General features: G+C 38.3%; 16 protein-coding genes. All 16 read right to left on the bottom strand.

Annotated elements, in window-relative coordinates; genetic code table 11:
- Positions 1-15: 15 nt before the first annotated feature.
- The 16 genes from BLS28_RS10905 to BLS28_RS10830 all read right to left on the bottom strand — a co-directional run bounded on the left by BLS28_RS10905 (position 16) and on the right by BLS28_RS10830 (position 17,035).
- Positions 16-1,008, bottom strand: coding sequence for a Gfo/Idh/MocA family protein (locus tag BLS28_RS10905; RefSeq protein ID WP_091166631.1), 993 nt, complete (start codon positions 1,006-1,008; stop codon positions 16-18).
- Between the two features lie 8 nt (positions 1,009-1,016).
- Positions 1,017-1,937 carry a phosphoglycerate dehydrogenase gene (locus BLS28_RS10900; protein ID WP_091166630.1) on the bottom strand — a complete coding sequence of 307 codons (921 nt, stop codon included), beginning with the start codon at positions 1,935-1,937 and terminating at the stop codon, positions 1,017-1,019.
- Positions 1,930-2,634, bottom strand: a complete 705-nt coding sequence (locus BLS28_RS10895) for an acylneuraminate cytidylyltransferase family protein (RefSeq protein WP_091166628.1) — start codon at positions 2,632-2,634, stop codon at positions 1,930-1,932. Before BLS28_RS10895 ends, BLS28_RS10900 begins: the two co-directional genes overlap by 8 nt.
- Positions 2,635-3,735, bottom strand: coding sequence for a glycosyltransferase (locus BLS28_RS10890; RefSeq protein ID WP_143020733.1), 1,101 nt, complete (start codon positions 3,733-3,735; stop codon positions 2,635-2,637).
- A 35-nt stretch (positions 3,736-3,770) separates the two neighbouring features.
- Positions 3,771-4,952 carry a hypothetical protein gene (locus tag BLS28_RS10885; protein WP_091166626.1) on the bottom strand — a complete coding sequence of 394 codons (1,182 nt, stop codon included), beginning with the start codon at positions 4,950-4,952 and terminating at the stop codon, positions 3,771-3,773.
- Positions 4,952-5,860 carry a glycosyltransferase family 2 protein gene (locus tag BLS28_RS10880; protein WP_091166624.1) on the bottom strand — a complete coding sequence of 303 codons (909 nt, stop codon included), beginning with the start codon at positions 5,858-5,860 and terminating at the stop codon, positions 4,952-4,954. The genes BLS28_RS10885 and BLS28_RS10880 overlap by 1 nt, the downstream gene beginning before the upstream one ends.
- A gap of 6 nt (positions 5,861-5,866) precedes the next feature.
- Complete coding sequence (locus tag BLS28_RS10875) at positions 5,867-7,165, bottom strand: lipopolysaccharide biosynthesis protein (protein ID WP_091166622.1); 1,299 nt, start codon at positions 7,163-7,165, stop codon at positions 5,867-5,869.
- Positions 7,150-7,758 carry an acyltransferase gene (locus BLS28_RS10870; protein WP_091166620.1) on the bottom strand — a complete coding sequence of 203 codons (609 nt, stop codon included), beginning with the start codon at positions 7,756-7,758 and terminating at the stop codon, positions 7,150-7,152. Before BLS28_RS10870 ends, BLS28_RS10875 begins: the two co-directional genes overlap by 16 nt.
- Positions 7,759-7,775: 17 nt before the next feature.
- Positions 7,776-8,666: an NAD-dependent epimerase/dehydratase family protein gene (locus BLS28_RS10865; protein ID WP_091166618.1), complete on the bottom strand. Its 891-nt coding sequence runs from the start codon at positions 8,664-8,666 to the stop codon at positions 7,776-7,778.
- Between the two features lie 3 nt (positions 8,667-8,669).
- Positions 8,670-9,206, bottom strand: coding sequence for a dTDP-4-dehydrorhamnose 3,5-epimerase family protein (locus BLS28_RS10860; protein WP_091166616.1), 537 nt, complete (start codon positions 9,204-9,206; stop codon positions 8,670-8,672).
- On the bottom strand, positions 9,206-10,507 hold the full coding sequence (gene rfbH, locus BLS28_RS10855) for a lipopolysaccharide biosynthesis protein RfbH (protein ID WP_091166614.1): 1,302 nt from the start codon (positions 10,505-10,507) through the stop codon (positions 9,206-9,208). The genes BLS28_RS10860 and rfbH overlap by 1 nt, the downstream gene beginning before the upstream one ends.
- Positions 10,508-10,560: 53 nt before the next feature.
- Complete coding sequence (gene rfbG, locus BLS28_RS10850) at positions 10,561-11,640, bottom strand: CDP-glucose 4,6-dehydratase (protein WP_091166612.1); 1,080 nt, start codon at positions 11,638-11,640, stop codon at positions 10,561-10,563.
- Between the two features lies 1 nt (position 11,641).
- Positions 11,642-12,412, bottom strand: coding sequence for a glucose-1-phosphate cytidylyltransferase (rfbF, locus tag BLS28_RS10845; RefSeq protein WP_091166610.1), 771 nt, complete (start codon positions 12,410-12,412; stop codon positions 11,642-11,644).
- 29 nt (positions 12,413-12,441) lie between these two features.
- Positions 12,442-13,482, bottom strand: a complete 1,041-nt coding sequence (locus BLS28_RS10840) for a ferredoxin--NADP reductase (RefSeq protein ID WP_091166608.1) — start codon at positions 13,480-13,482, stop codon at positions 12,442-12,444.
- Between the two features lie 212 nt (positions 13,483-13,694).
- Positions 13,695-16,118 carry a GumC family protein gene (locus BLS28_RS10835; RefSeq protein ID WP_091166606.1) on the bottom strand — a complete coding sequence of 808 codons (2,424 nt, stop codon included), beginning with the start codon at positions 16,116-16,118 and terminating at the stop codon, positions 13,695-13,697.
- 95 nt (positions 16,119-16,213) lie between these two features.
- Positions 16,214-17,035, bottom strand: coding sequence for a polysaccharide biosynthesis/export family protein (locus BLS28_RS10830; RefSeq protein ID WP_091166604.1), 822 nt, complete (start codon positions 17,033-17,035; stop codon positions 16,214-16,216).
- Positions 17,036-17,167: the final 132 nt, after the last annotated feature.

Here is a 17,167-nt window from a genome sequence, read left to right as displayed (position 1 = left end):
TAGGGGTTATCTTTTTTAAAAATCTTTTTGTTCGTATACCTTGTCGATAATTTTCATCAGCTTATAGGCATCTTTGGAGTTACCTATTTCAATATCTTTATTTTCATTAATTGAATCGAAGAAATGGTCCATTTCATAACGCCAACTGTTATTATTAACGTATTTGGTTACCACCTCGTCTTTCCAGGTAGCGGCTGGCGCTGTCGACCTGTTTCTTGCAATAGACAATGTTTCCTCTCCATAAGACATTGAAGATGTGATAAGGCCGTTTAAAACCATATAGCCTTTTTCAAGGAATATCTCAAGTGAAAACAAATGGCGCCATTGCGACATTGTAGAGTGCAATGACGCTACTTTACCTGTAGCTGATTCTTTAAGAATAACGAATGCGTTATCTTCAACATCCATGTGCCAGTAAAGATTTGAAACTTCAGATTTTATAACATCAAAATCACCAGACAGGTAAAGGAACAAATCAAGCATATGAATACCCTGGTCCATCAGGATACCACCACCTGCTAATTCCTTTTTTGCTCTCCATTGGTTGAAGTAATCGGCTGTAACGCTTTTACCATAGCGGCCACGCAACCACAAAACCTTACCGTATTGACCGCTGTCAATAAGATTTTTCATATGGATTACGCTATCGTGATGACGGTGGTTAAAACCATACATCAGTTTTTTACCGCTCTTTGCTTCGGCTTCCTGAATCTCTAAAATATCAGCACCTGTAAATGCCGGAGGTTTTTCGCAAAAAACGTGTTTACGTGCGTTTAACGCGCGGATGGTAAGCTCCTTGTTTAAAAAGTTAGGAGTACAAACAATAATCACATCAACTTCCGGGTGATTGAGGATTTCTTCGTGGCTGATATTAGGAATTCCGTTGATATTCGGCTCTCCGTTGGGTTCTGACAGAGCAATAACAGTCCCTTTTTTAATTTCATCTATTGCCTGATGGCGTATTTTACCCATTACGCCGTAGCCTATTATCCCTACTTTATAATTCATAGTATATGTTATTTTAGAGCGTTAATAAGATTTTTAACCGCCTCAATTTCCATTAATAATTTACCCTCCTCGGCATATGACCCTAAATGGGGGGTAAGTACGATATTATCGAGCGTACACAGAGCGCCTGAATAAGGCTCTTCAGAAAATACATCGACAGCGGCACCTGTCAGTTTTTTGCCTGCAAGCGCATTGTACAATGCCGCTTCATCAACAATACCTCCACGGGAAATGTTTATCAAAAATGATCCGTCCTTCATCTTGCTGATCTCATTTTCGCCAATAACAGCCGAACCATCTTCATTACCCGGTACGTGAATGGTAACTATATCCGCCTTAGTAAGTAAAGTTTCCATATCTACAAGCTCCACGTTATTACTTGATGCCCATGCCTGATCAGCATAAGGATCATAGCCGATCACCGGGTTTCCGATGCCCCTGAATAGTTGCGCTACCAGTTTTCCGATACGGCCCAAACCAACAACGCCGACAATTTTGTTAAGCACCAGGTTACCTATTTGTTTTTTCCACTGCCCGTTTTTCATATCATAATGAGCTTGCGGAATTTTGCGTAATAATGTAAGTGTCATTGCCAACGTAAGCTCTGCAACTGCACGTGTTGGCCCATCAGGCGTATTCTTTACAATTATTCCTTTTTTGGCGGCATGTTTCAAATCCACGCTGTCCATACCAATGCCTACCCTGCTTATGCATTTCAGGTTTGGTAATGCATCCATTACCCTTTCGGTAAGCGGCTCTACTCCTGCAACTATGCCAACACAATCTTTAGCCAGTTCTATTACTTCGTCTTCCGTTAATTTTCTTCCGTAGGGGTTGTCAATTACTTCGTAACCACTTTCAACAAGCAAGTCAACAGGCTCTTTTCCAACCTGGCCAAAAGAAGAGGGAGATGTTAATATTTTACTCATAGTATTCTATTTTTTCGGCGTTTTCAGCCATTTTAGATTTCAGATATAATTCGGCCAGGATAAAATCTTCCTCAGATGATACCTTGATCGAACGTACGGCGTCAAATGGATATAAGCCATAGTTACCTACAAATACGGCATAGTTATGCTTTTCGTAGTGTTCTTTAAATTTCTTCGCGTTCCAGATGCAAACAGTCCAAGCGCAAAGCTGAATAGGCACAAGGTTTTGTGTCATGGGCAGCAAGCCATCGGTTTTAAAGTTTAAAGGTTTACCGTCATAAAACGACTGCAGCTTTTCTTCTCTCACCGATATTAGCGTATCCAACTGGTGCTCCTCGTAAAACCTTATAGCATCATCAATATCTGAGGGTAACACCAAAGGAGATACCGGATTGATCAAAACCAGGTTCTCGGCGTCTACGTTACACAAAAAATCATAGTTAAACTGATCCTGTACAATATGGTCCTCGGCCAGCTCAGGCTTACGTTCATAAAATTCGATACCATACTCAGCACAAAGTTTGCGCATTATCTCAGCTTCTGAGTTTACAAAAACAGCGTCAATAAAACTTGATTGTTTAGCGGCATCAATGGCATAAGCAACCATTGGCTTACCATTTATTAAACGCAGGTTCTTCTTTGGAACTCTTTTACTACCCAAACGCACGGGTATTTCTGCTACATATTTGTATTTCATTTACTTTGATATATCGTTTAACAGCCTATTTAAATTAACTGCATATTGCTCAAAGCCCGCAAATGAGCTTACGTAATTATGCAACTCATTGGGTGCAAGCTTTTGGTTTAAAATTTTATGTACCAATTTTTTTAACGCTTCTAAATCTGCGAAATCCACAAAATCCGCTTTGGCATTTACCTCCTGCAAAACAGGAATAGCCGAACATAAAACCGGGGTATTAACATACTGGGCCTCAATAGGCGGCAAACCATACCCTTCAAATGTTGAACTGTACAGCAATAATTGAGCTGATGCCAGCTCTGAATATTTTTCAGATTCTGAAATGTCCGAACGGAAAACAAGGTTTACCTTACCTGCCCGGGCCTCGTTAACTAAACTTTGATATAAATCAGGGGCAAGCCTGTCTTTATTGCCGATAACTAAGAGCGTATAACCTTCAGGAACCGCCTTTACAATATTATTAAGAACGCCCGCATTTTTGTGCTTTTCATTAAACCTTCCAAAGTAAACTACTTTTCTGGTTTTCTCACTGCTAACAAACCCTTCGGCTATTTTTGAGTTGATACCCAAATACAGTTGTTTATAGTTTAATCCGGCATTAAACTTTGAATAATAGGCCCGGGCATATTTCATTCCTTCTTTGGTAGTCGACAGTATAGTGTCTACATATTGAAGGGCCCGATTGCTGTATTCATAAGCACTTTCGGACCTGGCACCCGGCACCATCTCACCTATCCAGTTCGGGCTCTCAAAATCTATATACCATACCGGACATTTAGATGCTTTCTTAAGTCTTTTAACCAGCGGGTAAAACAAGAACTTATCAATAATGAACGACTTTTTTGATGCCAGATGGGGAACCAATACAATTAAGTCATATTTCCCGGATTGTAAAAAAAAGAAAATAGAGCTGATTAATAACCTAATCTTTTCCTTACCCGAGTATATGCTCAGTTCATCGGCAAAAGATGGCTTGATATTGGTATAAAAATCAACCTGATGCTCTTGTGCGGCAAAAGCATTGGCCATCATCCATGCATGGATTCTTCCGCCAGAATACTTCGTTTTGAAATTTTTACCTACAAAAGCTACTTTCATTATCTTAAGTTATTTAATTGCCTATTTCCCACCACTTACGCTAATTGAAAATTATTTTGTTCATAACGTTTCTTCCCTATGAGATACAATACCGCGGAAAACAGAATAATTCCAGGCGCATGACCAAATGGCCAACTTATTATATAAAATACGGTAATACCTACGAGGTAAGAATTTAGTACGGGATCTACTTTAAGACTATGCTTAATAGCCCGATACAGCAACACACATATAACAACAAAATAAAATATACCAAAGCGTACAAACTCACCGATAAACCCGATATCGCCCAAATAATAACCAAAATTTTCCCCGATTGCCAATACCTGAAGGCCATAAGATGAGTTAGCATCATATACTCCATTACCAAAAATCCATGTCGGGATATCCGTATTGTAAGTAGTTAAATAATAGTATGCTGCCGGGATACGGATATAATCCGAGCCCTGGGCTAACTCCTTTTGGGTAGTTTCGGTTATAGTACTAACATATGTTGAAGGGATTATAAAAAATACTGAAAGTGCAAATAAAACAACTACGAACACTTTTAAACCGAAGCTGACATTTTTTGACTTGAATGCAACCAGTCCAATAGTAAAGACAGTAATAGCTACAAGGAACCTTGATCCTGATAAAAGATTTACCACCAGTGACAATATCAGCAAGGGATAAAATAATATGTTTTTATTTAAGATCCTGTTGATTGAAAAAGCAGCCAAAAATATCAGAAATTCAAAACCGTCAACCCTAAAGCGTAAAGTGGAGCGTTCGATTTGAACTTTAGGAAAATAAAAAACCATTGCCGGATATACAAGGTACTGCAAAAAGTACATGCATCCGAAAAAAATGGCTGTATACTTTAACGCTTTTTCTACATTGGCGCTTGATACATTTAATGCTCCTAACGCAAAATATACCAGATAAAAATACATGAAACGCTGCGTAACTAATGTTGTAGACAGGCCTTGTTTATGATAAACAGCAGCCATAACAGTGCTACAGGTGACAGATGCATAAATAAAGAATATCTCTTTTTTAAAGAGTAATGGAACCTGGGGCTTGTATTGAAATACGAGCATCCCTAAAAAAAGCAAACTAAGTGCCTGTAAAGCTACCGAAACTTCAAGCGTAAGCGGGGTTACACGCCATAAACCAACGCCAAACAAAAACAATGTTGTTATCAGCCCTGTATTATTTGGCAACTTCTTTTTCACCATTAATCCTTTTTTAAATTCATTAAAAAGATACCATTATAGTAACCTTTCATCATTAAATTTATTTTTACAAAATTCTTTTCATACACAAAAAACCGGGCAATATTTCTGGCAGCTACTTTAGCCGATTTAAATAGCCCATACCTGAAATTAGCGCCATTACCATGCTTTTTTATCAAATAAAAATAGTTACGGGCTGTATAATACACTGCATGGTTACTTGGTAACCTGGCAGCTGCCGATAGATAGATATGTTCATGCCAGCACTGCGTACGGGTGGTTGATATGATATCATATCCTGCTTTTTTTACGCGGATAAACAGATCGGATTCGTCTCCATACATAAATATCCTTTCATCATACAAACCGGCCTCTTTAAAGATCTTCGTTTTCATCATGTAATTGCCGCCGCATACAAAATCAACCTGCAGGTCTTCCGGAATCTCTTTGCTCAATGGTACATCTTTGAAAAATTTATCTACGGTAAAGTCTTTCTTATTGATATTACCACCATGCTCGCGGATAATATTTGAGCGGTTTTCGTACAGGTTAACAGCAGCTACTACCCCGGTTTTATCCGATGCCAGCAGAAGGTCTTTTAGTATGGTCACCCCCCCTTTGGGTATGTACATATCCTGCATCATGAACAAAATTAGTTCCGCGTCGGTGTGTTCCATAACATATCTTATCCCCTCGTTAAACCCGCGCGCAACACCCAAATCTTCATTTTGCCATAAAATAATAGCGTTAGGAAAATTCTCCCTTATTTTTTCGCGATATAATTCGTTCGAATTATTTTCAACAATGATATGGTAATCTATTTCATCTTTATATGCTTCATAATGGGTTAGCCAGTTGTTAAACTGATAATCCTCATTGTGCGAAGTAGTAATTGCCGCTAATTTTGCCATCACCTATTATTTTAGCTTTTTTATAAACTTTAAAGACCACGTTACCACATAAATTGATGGTATAATTGTTCCTAATATGTTACCAGCAACAATACCTATCATTCCGAATTTCATACCCCCAACAATAGCAAGGGATAATGACAAAACAGCATTACAAATAGCCGCCCCCATAAACGTTGTTGTTCCGGTTGCTATAATTGAGCTGGCGTGTGCATTATGATGCGCATATATAACACCAAGCAACAACATTAAACCAAACAATGTACTGCCCAAATATCCTCCCTTACCTAACCATAAAGGCACTACATAAGGTGCAAGCAATAACGCGGGCAAACCTATGGCGAAGCTTATCAATATCGCCACGATTACGTTTTTGTAGTACAACTTCCGTAAGCCGTCATAATCTTTCGCTGCATATTTCTGTGCTATAAAAGGATAAATCAACTGCGTAGCCAGGCTACTAACAGCAATAACGATAGTTACGATCCGCGACAAGCCTGAGTAATATGGAATTATTTTTAAGCCGGCTAACCTTTCAATAATGAAAATATCGGATTGCATTACGAAGAATGATGTAAGGTTAAGCACCAGTATCTTGCCCGATTCCTTAAAGAAATACTTCAATTGTGCAATAACAGGTTTGGTTATACGCTTTATAAAAACCCCTTTGTTAAACCTTTCAAATAAAAGCCAAGAGGCTGCATAAAACAATGCGCTTGATACCAGGAACGAAAGCCCTAAAGCTTTAAAGCCGAAATTCAACTTTAATACCAGGTAATAACCTGATAAAGTGGTTACCGAAACCATGATCTTGACAACCTTATCCCAGCCAACCTCGCCCAGACCGTTAATAATGTGAAGGTATTTGATACCGTAAATCCTTAACGCATTGCCCAGGCTTAAGAATATCCAGCAATAGGTTCCCTCTACCAGGAAGTTGTTTTTAATCAATACCTCGCGGATGTAAGCAAAATAAAGTACGCCACAGATGAGCAATACCAAAAATGTTGCAACTAAAAACGAATGGGTAATATTAGACCATATGTTGTCAAAGAACCTGCTTTCCTCACGTTTTTCCTTTATTTCGGCACTTAACCGTATTACTACGGGAGCTAACCCCGCCTGCCCAAGTAAAACAATGCCGGTGAACGACATGAAGAAAACCCAAAGTCCGGCAATATCCTTTGATAAAAACTTCAGTAACAATGGCAATATAGAAAGCCCCACCAAACTATCTATCACCAAACTGATAGCCCCGGTAACGAAACCAAATGATACTTTCTTTAATATTAAACTTTTTCCCATAGTTTGGATTCGAAGTTGTATTGTTTAATTACTTTTGCCGGATTTCCAACTGCTATAGAAAATGGTGGTATGACACCAGAAACGACACTATTAGAACCGATAACAGATCTTTTGCCTATATGGGCTCCGCCCAAAACGCAAACGTTTTCTCCCAACCAAACACCGTCTTCAAGAGTGGTTGTTCTAAATTTTAAAGGTTGTTTTAGATAAAAATCACCTTCAGGATCAGTACCATGATTATTATCTGTTATCATGCACCCGCTTGCAATAACCACCCCCTCACCAATAACAACAGAATTGGCACAATAAACATGCACCGCATGTTGTAAGGACGTAAATGAACCTATAACCAGTTTTGGGTTCAGTGCCTGCCCATTATAATTACTATATGATTCTATCCTGCAATAAGGGCCAATAGCACATTTATCACCGATAAAAATATTCTTCCCCCCGGTATGCCAAATTTTGCTCCTTATAATCGCGCCTTTACCCAGTTTACCGAATTTGTTCTTGTAGGATAAATAATAAAACCGCCTTTTGATTCCATCTCCTAACTTTTGCGGATTAAGAATTAAATTGATTAACTTTTTCACGTTATCCGGCTTGAAAATTATTTATCACCTAAAAAAATCTTTACCCCCTGGTCAAGGCTTACATTACTACTCCAATTTAAAACAGCTTTTGCCAACTCAGTATCAGCAACAGCATACATTACATCGGATGGCCTGTACGCTTTCCCACCCCAGTTTATTTTTGTTTTGCCTCCTGATGCTTCTTCAATAGTGGCTGCCAGCTGCTTAATGGTACTGCCTTTTCCGGTGCCCAATTGAAATGTTGAGTTGTGTGGTACTGTAGCAGCCTGTTTAATTAAAGCTTTATAAAAATCAACCACATCTTGGATATGAATGAAGTCAAGTACCTGTTCACCCGGCGACAGGTCGACAGGATTAGCGGCGCCTATTGATTCATATATGATATCAATAATTTTTTTTTGTGAATCTTTTCCGCCGTAAATGGTGTATGGAATTACATTAACGTTTTTGAAATTGTATACATTGCTGTAATAATCCAAAAACGAACGGCTTGCGGTTTTAGTGGCAGCATACAAATATGCTGGTTTTAAAATACCATCCCCTTTAAAATATTCGGCAAAAGTTCCGGTATTGATAAATAGCTGCAAGTCCGTTTCCTTCAATGCATCCAATAAACTACATAAAAAAATGATATTGGAATCTATCAGTTTAGTCACGTTGTTGTAGTCATCAGCCGACGTTAAAAAAGAGGCAAGATGTATCACCGCATCAGGCTGAAAAGCTTTCAAAGCATTTTTCAATCCATCCTGGTCGGCATCAAGCAAATGTTTTTGCGTAGCGGCACCATACAAGTTTTCAGACTTAGCTGTATCTCGGGTAAGCTCAAGCAATTCATGGCCTTCGTTTAAAAGCTCGGGCACTAAATGACGCCCTACAAACCCGGTTGACCCTGTTACAACAATTTTCATGACTTAAAATATATTCTTATATGTCTCAATATCCGGAAACAGGTTATCTCTTTGAGATATGATGGGGGACGCCACTCCCCAATCCATTCCGAACGTATCCCATTTAATTCCCTTATCGCAGGATTGATCGTAAACCGATGTCTGCAGGTAGGAAACCATCGTATCATCCTCTAACGAAAGGAAGCCATGAGCACAACCAACAGGTATGTAAACCAGCTTCGGTTTCCCGGCCGAAATTTCGGTATGATAATATTTACCGAAAGTTGCCGATCCTGTTCTGATATCCAACACTACATCTATTATACTTCCCTGATTAACATATACAACTTTGGTATGCTCTGCAGGAGGAGTCTGGAAATGCATTCCGCGGATAACGTCTTTATGTGAAACCGAAAAGTAGTTTTCTTTAAAATCCGTTACCAGGTTGTTATCCTCAAAAAATGCGGCGTTAAAAACTTTGGTAAATGCCCCTCTATTATCTTTGAACAAATTCAAATGGATAATTGAAAGCCCGTCGATAAAGGTTTTTTCGAGTTCCATTAGCTTAAATAATCTTTAATTACATCGGCCATATAATCATAATGATCTTCGTTGAGTCCAGGCCAAACACCCAACCAAAATGATCTGTTCATAATTATATCAGTATTCGTAAGATCACCAACCACACGATGTTTGATATTGGCATAAGCCGGCTGGCGTAAAAGGTTACCTGCAAATAATAAACGGGTACCTATTTTGCTTTCCTCAAGGTGCTGAACCAGCATGTGCCTATCGGCAGCATCCCCCTCTCTTAAGGTTAGCAGGAAGCCAAACCACGAAGGGTCGCTGTTTGGAGTAGGTTCCGGCAATATAAATATATCCTCAAACTGCTTCATCCTTTGGTATAAAGCCTTGTAGTTTTCGCGACGTTTTTGAACAAATGCGTCAACCTTATTAAGTTGAGATACACCAAAAGCTGCCTGCATATCAGTTACCTTTAGGTTAAAGCCAACGTGTGAGTAAGTATATTTATGGTCATACCCAAATGGCAACGAGCCTAATTGTTGCGAAAAACGGCAACCACAGGTATTATCTTTACCTGGCTCGCAATAGCAATCGCGGCCCCAGTCTCTGAAACTCTCGGCAACTTTAGATAACTCCGGATTATTGATCAATACAGCACCACCTTCGCCCATAGTAATGTGATGCGCAGGATAGAACGAGAATGTAGAGATATCACCATAAGTACCTGTCTTTTTATCGCGGTAAGTGGCGCCCAACGAATCGCAATCGTCCTCAACAACCCAAAGATTATATTTTTTGGCCACACGCATAACTTCATCCAGGTTAAATGGGTTACCTAAAGAGTGGGCAATCATGATAGCTTTGGTTTTATCAGAAACCGCGGCTTCAATCAAATCTGCGTTTACGTTGTGTGTAGCAATATCTACATCTACAAAAACCGGTACAGCACCAAACTGAACAATAGGATTTACAGTTGTAGGGAATCCGGCTGCTACTGTAATTACTTCATCGCCAGGCACAATAGCTCGTTCGCCAAGTTTGGGAGAAGTAAGTGCATAAAAAGCAACCAGGTTAGCCGATGATCCCGAATTGACCAATAAGGCCCTGTGCGCGCCAAAATAATTCGCAAAATCTGCTTCGAACTTATTGGCGAAACGACCTGTAGTTAACCAGCCATCTAAAGCTGCTTCAACACCAAATAAAATATCCTCCTCGTCTAACACTTTACCAGTTACAGGGATATAGTTTTTTCCTGGAACAATAATCTTTTCAGTTTGTGCCTTTGCAATAGCTCTCAGGCTTTTCTCCAACTCAGGGTCGTTTATATTTTTTAACATCTCGAATTAGTTTTAATTTTTTATTTTATCGGGGTATATCTTATTTTCCTGATTTATTTGTTTATAAATTCTACTATTTGGCTTTCAGTAAATTGATCAATATTATCAGGATTGCTCAAATAATGCTTATACCAACCTATCGTTTTCTCAATGGCTTCAGTAGCCTGATACTTAGGCTTCCAGTTTAAATTGGTAAGCGCCTTGCTGATATCAAGTTTCAGAAGGCCGGCTTCATGGGGCTGTTTATCTGAATTGAAAATCTCCACTTCGCCGCCACCCCAGTTTTCTATGGCCAGTTCAACCATTTTATGCACGGGCAAAGCATCACTTAATCCTGGGCCAAAATTATAGGCATCAGCAAAAGTTACCGGCTCAGTTACCATCCTGGTACCTAACAATAAGTAACCAAGTACAGGCTCAAGCACATGCTGCCATGGCCTTACCGAATTTGGGTTACGGATAATTATCTTTTGCTCTTTTGATAAAAACCTAACTATATCCGGTACCAACCTGTCTTTAGCCCAATCTCCGCCGCCAATCACATTACCAGCCCTTGTTACCGCAATAGATTTTAAGTGAGTTGAATAATTAGCTGTATTAAAAAAGGAGTTTCTGTATGAATCAATAACTAATTCGGCACAGGCTTTACTGGCACTATAAGGATCATAACCACCTAAACGATCTGTTTCCCGATACGGGTAAACCCATTCATAATTATGATAGACCTTATCCGTTGTAATTAATACAACCTGGCATGCTTTATCAAGTAAGCGAACGCCATCAAGTACATTAGCTGTACCAATAGCATTAACTTCAAACGTTTCGGCAGGGATATCATATGATAACCTAACCAATGGCTGAGCAGCGAGATGAAAAACAAAATCCGGCTGACAATCAGTAATAGCAGCCGTTAATTTAGTCTTATCACGCAGGTCACCAATTATTGAGTGGCAAATTTTATCGCCATTAATAAGATGAAACAGATCAAAATCATTTTGAGGAGCTAATGCGTAACCAGTGGTTTCGGCACCCAGCATGCTTAAGATCTTTAACATCCACGAGCCTTTAAAACCGGTATGGCCGGTTAAAAAAACTTTTTTTCCTTTATATATCGCTTCTAACTCTTTAAACATATTACCAGATTTTCCATTTAGCCTTATGTTGTGACCAATCTTCTTCAAGCTCCTGCTTATCACGCAGGGTATCCATTGGTTTCCAGAAACCATCGTGGTTAAAAGCAACCATCTCGCCGGCTTTCGCAATTTCTTCCATCGGCTCTCTTTCCCATATAGTGCTGTCGCCTTCTATGAAATCAAAAACACCCGGCTCGCATACAAAAAAACCACCGTTAATCCATGCGCCATCGCCTTTAGGCTTTTCCATAAAGGAGTGCACAGAATTATCTTCATTAAGATTAATAGCACCAAAGCGACCGGATGGCTGTACAGATGTAACAGTGCAAAGCTTTCCTTTTTCTTTATGATACTTCACTAACTCGGTAATGTTAACATTACTAACGCCATCGCCGTAAGTAAGCATGAAAGGCTCATTACCAACATGGGGCTTAATGCGTTTGATACGTCCGCCTGTCATTGATTCGTTACCGGTATCAACCAGAGTTATCGTCCATGGCTCGGCCTGCGTATCATGAACCTTTATCGAGTTATCTTTAAGATCGATGGTTACATCTGATTTATGCAAAAAGTAATTGGCAAAATATTCCTTTATTACATAGCCCTTGTAACCTAAACAGATAACAAAGTCATTAAAGCCATGAGAAGAGTAAATTTTCATGATATGCCATAAAATAGGCATGCCTCCAATTTCAACCATGGGTTTTGGTCTTAAAACTGTTTCTTCGGATAAGCGGGTTCCTAAACCTCCAGCGAGTAATACAACTTTCATTTATATTTTCATTAAGTTAAGTAGAGCAATTAAACACTAACCTGAACATTATCCGTCACAGGGTAACTACAACATAAAAGACATTCATCCGGAAGTAGTTTTTCATATTCTTCTGCAGGCTTCGGCATCTTTACCTCTCCTGCTAACAGTTTAGCTTTACAAACCAAACAACTTCCTGTCTGACACGAATAATCTATCTCCAAACCGGCATCCAAACCCGCATCCAATATGCTTTTTCCTTTAACAACTTCAACCTTGCTAAGCGTATCTCCCACCTTGATCTGTACAACCTGCGTGGTTATATTTTCAAAATCTTTCGGGTTTAAAACCACTTCAAATTCTTCCGAAAACACCTGATGCGACTTAACATCAAGGCTTGCTAAAACCTCTTTAACCGATTCTTTTAAACCAGCGGGGCCACATATATAATGGACGGTGTTTTCGAGGTCCAACTCTCCCTTCATTACAGAAAGCACCTTTTTCGGACTTATTCTTCCTTCAATAACTTCCGGGTTACTATCTGATATCTTTAGCTGCGAATGAAAATGCCAGGTTTTTAATTCCTGATGATGGTTTTTCTTCAGTTCACTGATTTTATCACCAAAAATCACTGATTCCGAGTTTTTATTACCATAAATCAGGCTTATTTTGTGACCTGTTTTGTGATGAAGGATATATTTTGCAATGGATATTAAAGGTGTTATACCACTACCTGCCCCCCACAGTATAATATGCTTATCATTGCTTATTACAGTCTCATCAAATATAAAATCACCCATTGGCGGCAATACTTCCACCTGGTCACCAACTTTAACAAAATCATTAATATGATTTGAGACGATGCCACCCGGAACTCGTTTAATGGTTACCTCTAAATGAGGATCCGCACCAGGAGCCGACGAAAATGAGTAAGGACGATTATATTTCCTTCCGTTTATTTTAAAGGCCAGTGTAAGGTACTGGCCCGGCAAATATTTAATTTTCTTTAAGCCGGGTTGCTTTAAACACAGTGTAACTGTATCGGAGGTTTCTTGCCTAATATCTACAACTTGTAAAGTGAAATAAAACATTACCGATTAAAACTTATCAAACAATACAAAAAATGTTAACTGTTAGCCATAGCAAAGCAACTCATATATAGAAATTGAATTAGGAGTTGCTAATTGTTAATACATGGAGTTATCGCTAATTATTAACTCCATGAATCATTGCCGGGCCTCAAAATGATGCCTCTTGCTAATTACGAACCGTAGATCAGAGCAAAAAGAACCAATTTTATTATCTATTTTCGAAACAAGTTGGACAGCCAGCTGCCTTTAGGTTTTGAGTCTTCAACATAGCCATAGCCAGAACCATAACCATAACCATAACCATAACCATAACCATAACCATAACCGCCAGCCCCATAGTAGCCACCACTTTTCGAATCAATATCGTTTATCACCAGATAAGCTTTACGCAGCTTATTAGTTTCTGCCAAGTCATTTATAATACCTAATTGTACTTTCAATGTATATTTTTGACGTACGATGTATAAAGACAGATCAACATACTTCTCGATCAGCAACGCATCAGAAACTAAGCCAATTGGCGCGCTATCTATAATGATATAGTCGAATCTCTTTTTTAACTCATTGATCAAAATACCGAGTTTATCATTCAACAACAACTCTGACGGGTTCGGAGGAATAGAACCCGAGCTGATAAGGAAACAATTCTCACTAAAAAATGTCGGCTTCAGAATTGCGTCAATGTCCATGTTACTTGACACCACGTAGTTAGAAAATCCATTGCTATTTTCCATTCCCAAATTCTGAGACAACTTAGGTTTACGCAAATCGAGTTCGATAAATACTACCTTCTTTCCGCTTAACGATAAAACGCTTCCTAGGTTCAATGATATAAAGGATTTGCCTTCACCGCTCATACTTGACGAAACAAGTATCACCTGCGGCTTTTCGTTATCCAATATATATTGAAGGTTTGTCCTCATCGCCCTAAACTGTTCTGAAATAATAGTCCGGGATTTAGAATCAACTACCAAATTATTTCCTGCCTTGTTATGACTAATTTCGCCAACCACAGGAATTTTAGTATTTTCTTCTACGTCAAGCTTTGTAACTATCCTAACGTTTAATATTTCTTTGATACTGAGGTAAATTATCGGAGCTAAGAATCCGAATAATATCAACAGGACAACAACTAAATTAATTTTGGATTTATCCGGTTCATAGTCGCTTTTGGCATGATCTACTATCCTCGCAGTTGAGATGGTTGAAGTTTTTGAAATAGCTGTTTCTTCTCGTTTTTGCAATAAGAAAACATATAGATCCTGTTTAACAGTTTGCTCTCTTGTATAATCCAAAAATATTCTTGTTTGAGAGGGTACAGTTTCTATTTTATTGTTAAATGTCTTATTTTGGCTTTCGAGGTTATCTTTACTTACTTGTAAACCTTTCAAATAAGAATTTATATTTTTTAAGATTATAGTTCTGTAACTTTCTATTTGAGCATCTAATGACTGTACGTAAGGATTGCTATCGGTACTTACCAAACTTTGTTTATCACGCTCCAATAACAGGGCATTGTATTGGCCAATTGCATCACTAAATCCTTGATTATCGGTACCGATTGCCGTCGCAGGAATTATTTTCTTGTTATTGGGATCGTTTAGATATTTCAATAAATCGTGAATTACAGAAATCTGAACATTAATGGTGCTCAGTTGTTTTTGAAAATCACTTGATGCACCTATCAGGGCCTTTGACTGCTCATCTACATCGGCAATCTTATTTTCTCTTCTAAACTGCTCAAAGTTTTTCTCTACACCTGAAAGCTGCGTGCCTACCAGTTTTAACCTGTCATCAATAAACGCAAGCGTGCTATCAGCGATCTGGACTTTGATGTCCCTGTCGCCTTTCAAATAAATTTCCATCAATTTGTCTAAAATCGCTTCACCTTTTTTGGCGTTGGGATATTCCAGGGAAATATTAATGGTTGTCGTTGTCTTGCTTGGCAAACTGACTGACATGACCTTAGAAAGGCTTTCGACAGTTGCTTCTGTTGAGTTGATCACTACTGAATAGCCTCTAGGATCAACCGCTTTATTTTTCTTTACAAAGATCAGGTTATATTGGGGCAAATTTATTATACGGCCATAGGTAGTTTTGATATCAATATTTTCCTTGCTATTCTTAACATTGATAGTATCGCCGTTAAGTTTTAATATATATTTCCTGGCAACTATCGAATCTGTTTTATTAGCAACAATTACCTCAAAAGGCGCTTCATTAAAAAGTTCCTGATCTTTTATAGTTCCTTTGCCTGAAATGATGACGTTTAACTGAAGTGCCTTTACAACATTATTTAACAGGGTTCTGGATTTCAAAATCTCCGCCTCATTCTCGGCGTTGTTAGGGATCCCGAACAACGAAGATATATCGGTAAGACCACTTAAGCCCCCCATTGCACCAGTGCTTCCAGATGATTTATCGTCGGGCTGCACAATCATCATTGCATTTACTTTATAATTGGCGGTACCATATCTTTTGTATGCAAACCCAATTAAGCTAAATACGATAACGCTTATTACAAATAAAGGCCAGTTGGATATAATTTTTGATATGAATTTCTTATAATCAACGCCCTGTTCTTCCTGAAAGCTTTTAAATGATTGATTTTGAGCGGTAGGATCTTGTGTACCCATTATATACTAAATATTTTAGATTAAAAACAATTAAACAAACTTTTCAATTTTAGATAATATTTAAAGTTTGCGATCAAAGTATACCATTAACGCTTTTATTTTCTGGTAGCCAATATGATCAATACTGACAAAATAGAAGCTGCTAATGTTATGTATTTAGCCTGAGATGCATCAGTTGCATCAGATTTAGCCTTCCTTGGCTCTACATATATTACGTCATTTTGCCTCAGGTAAAAATAAGGAGCAGACATAATATTACTTTTCTTCAGATTAACCCTATATGGTGTTTTGGTTCCATCTTCATTCTCTCTAATTAAAAGCACATTCTCTCTTTTTCCGAAAATTGTTAAATCGCCGGCTAATGCTATCGCATCAAGGATACTCACCCTTTCATTTGGCATTACATAAACGCCGGGCTTAAGTACCTCGCCTGTAACACTTACTTTAAAATTTGCAAAACGAACTATGACAGTTGGGTTCTTATAAAATTTTAATGCTACTTCATTTATAATAGCGGTAGCCTCAGATGTCGTATGGCCAGCCACCGTAATTTTGCCGAGGATTGGCAACACTATAGCTCCATCTTTATCTACCAAATAACCCGATGATTGCTGAGTTGTTGCAGCTGCAGTTGTTGAACTCAATGAAATCCCCGTACTTGCAACAGGCACATTACCTAAATTAATAACAGCAGTATTTTGGGGATCAATAGTTTGAACAACAACCGTTAAAATATCATCGACTTTTATAACGGGAGGCGTATACTCCGCTCTCGCAATTTGTTTTAACTGCCCAGAATCCGGTATATCCTGAAAATACTGTACTTTTAATTTGCTTGATGAACAGGAGAATATATTAAGAGAAATAGATAAGATAAACAGAAATAAAGATGAATTTAATAGACACTTTTTTCTCATAAGTTAAGATTTCATACTTTAAATAGATGTAAGTTTAGACCACTGCAATATATGCACACTTTTTCACAACTGCAATAAATTTTTATTATTTTTTTTAAAAAAAGGCTATTAGCATAACTTTTTATTAATCAA

The organism is Mucilaginibacter gossypii, assembly GCF_900100945.1.
Taxonomy (GTDB): Bacteria; Bacteroidota; Bacteroidia; order Sphingobacteriales; family Sphingobacteriaceae; genus Mucilaginibacter; species Mucilaginibacter gossypii.
The sequence above is the reverse complement of the archived record's forward strand: the minus strand, read 5'-3'. Positions and strand labels throughout refer to the sequence as shown.

Bases quoted from the DNA above. Each gene is read 5' to 3' on its own strand.
- rfbF (WP_091166610.1), bottom strand. From the start codon at position 12,412: ATGAAAGTTGTATTACTCGCTGGAGGTTTAGGAACCCGCTTATCCGAA.
- BLS28_RS10860 (WP_091166616.1), bottom strand. From the start codon at position 9,206: ATGGAACTCGAAAAAACCTTTATCGACGGGCTTTCAATTATCCATTTG.
- rfbG (WP_091166612.1), bottom strand. From the start codon at position 11,640: ATGTTTAAAGAGTTAGAAGCGATATATAAAGGAAAAAAAGTTTTTTTA.
- BLS28_RS10875 (WP_091166622.1), bottom strand. From the start codon at position 7,165: ATGGGAAAAAGTTTAATATTAAAGAAAGTATCATTTGGTTTCGTTACC.
- BLS28_RS10885 (WP_091166626.1), bottom strand. From the start codon at position 4,952: ATGGTGAAAAAGAAGTTGCCAAATAATACAGGGCTGATAACAACATTG.
- BLS28_RS10900 (WP_091166630.1), bottom strand. From the start codon at position 1,937: ATGAGTAAAATATTAACATCTCCCTCTTCTTTTGGCCAGGTTGGAAAA.
- BLS28_RS10835 (WP_091166606.1), bottom strand. From the start codon at position 16,118: ATGGGTACACAAGATCCTACCGCTCAAAATCAATCATTTAAAAGCTTT.
- BLS28_RS10905 (WP_091166631.1), bottom strand. From the start codon at position 1,008: ATGAATTATAAAGTAGGGATAATAGGCTACGGCGTAATGGGTAAAATA.
- BLS28_RS10830 (WP_091166604.1), bottom strand. From the start codon at position 17,035: ATGAGAAAAAAGTGTCTATTAAATTCATCTTTATTTCTGTTTATCTTA.
- BLS28_RS10880 (WP_091166624.1), bottom strand. From the start codon at position 5,860: ATGGCAAAATTAGCGGCAATTACTACTTCGCACAATGAGGATTATCAG.
- BLS28_RS10840 (WP_091166608.1), bottom strand. From the start codon at position 13,482: ATGTTTTATTTCACTTTACAAGTTGTAGATATTAGGCAAGAAACCTCC.
- BLS28_RS10865 (WP_091166618.1), bottom strand. From the start codon at position 8,666: ATGAAAATTGTTGTAACAGGGTCAACCGGGTTTGTAGGGCGTCATTTA.
- rfbH (WP_091166614.1), bottom strand. From the start codon at position 10,507: ATGTTAAAAAATATAAACGACCCTGAGTTGGAGAAAAGCCTGAGAGCT.
- BLS28_RS10890 (WP_143020733.1), bottom strand. From the start codon at position 3,735: ATGAAAGTAGCTTTTGTAGGTAAAAATTTCAAAACGAAGTATTCTGGC.
- BLS28_RS10895 (WP_091166628.1), bottom strand. From the start codon at position 2,634: ATGAAATACAAATATGTAGCAGAAATACCCGTGCGTTTGGGTAGTAAA.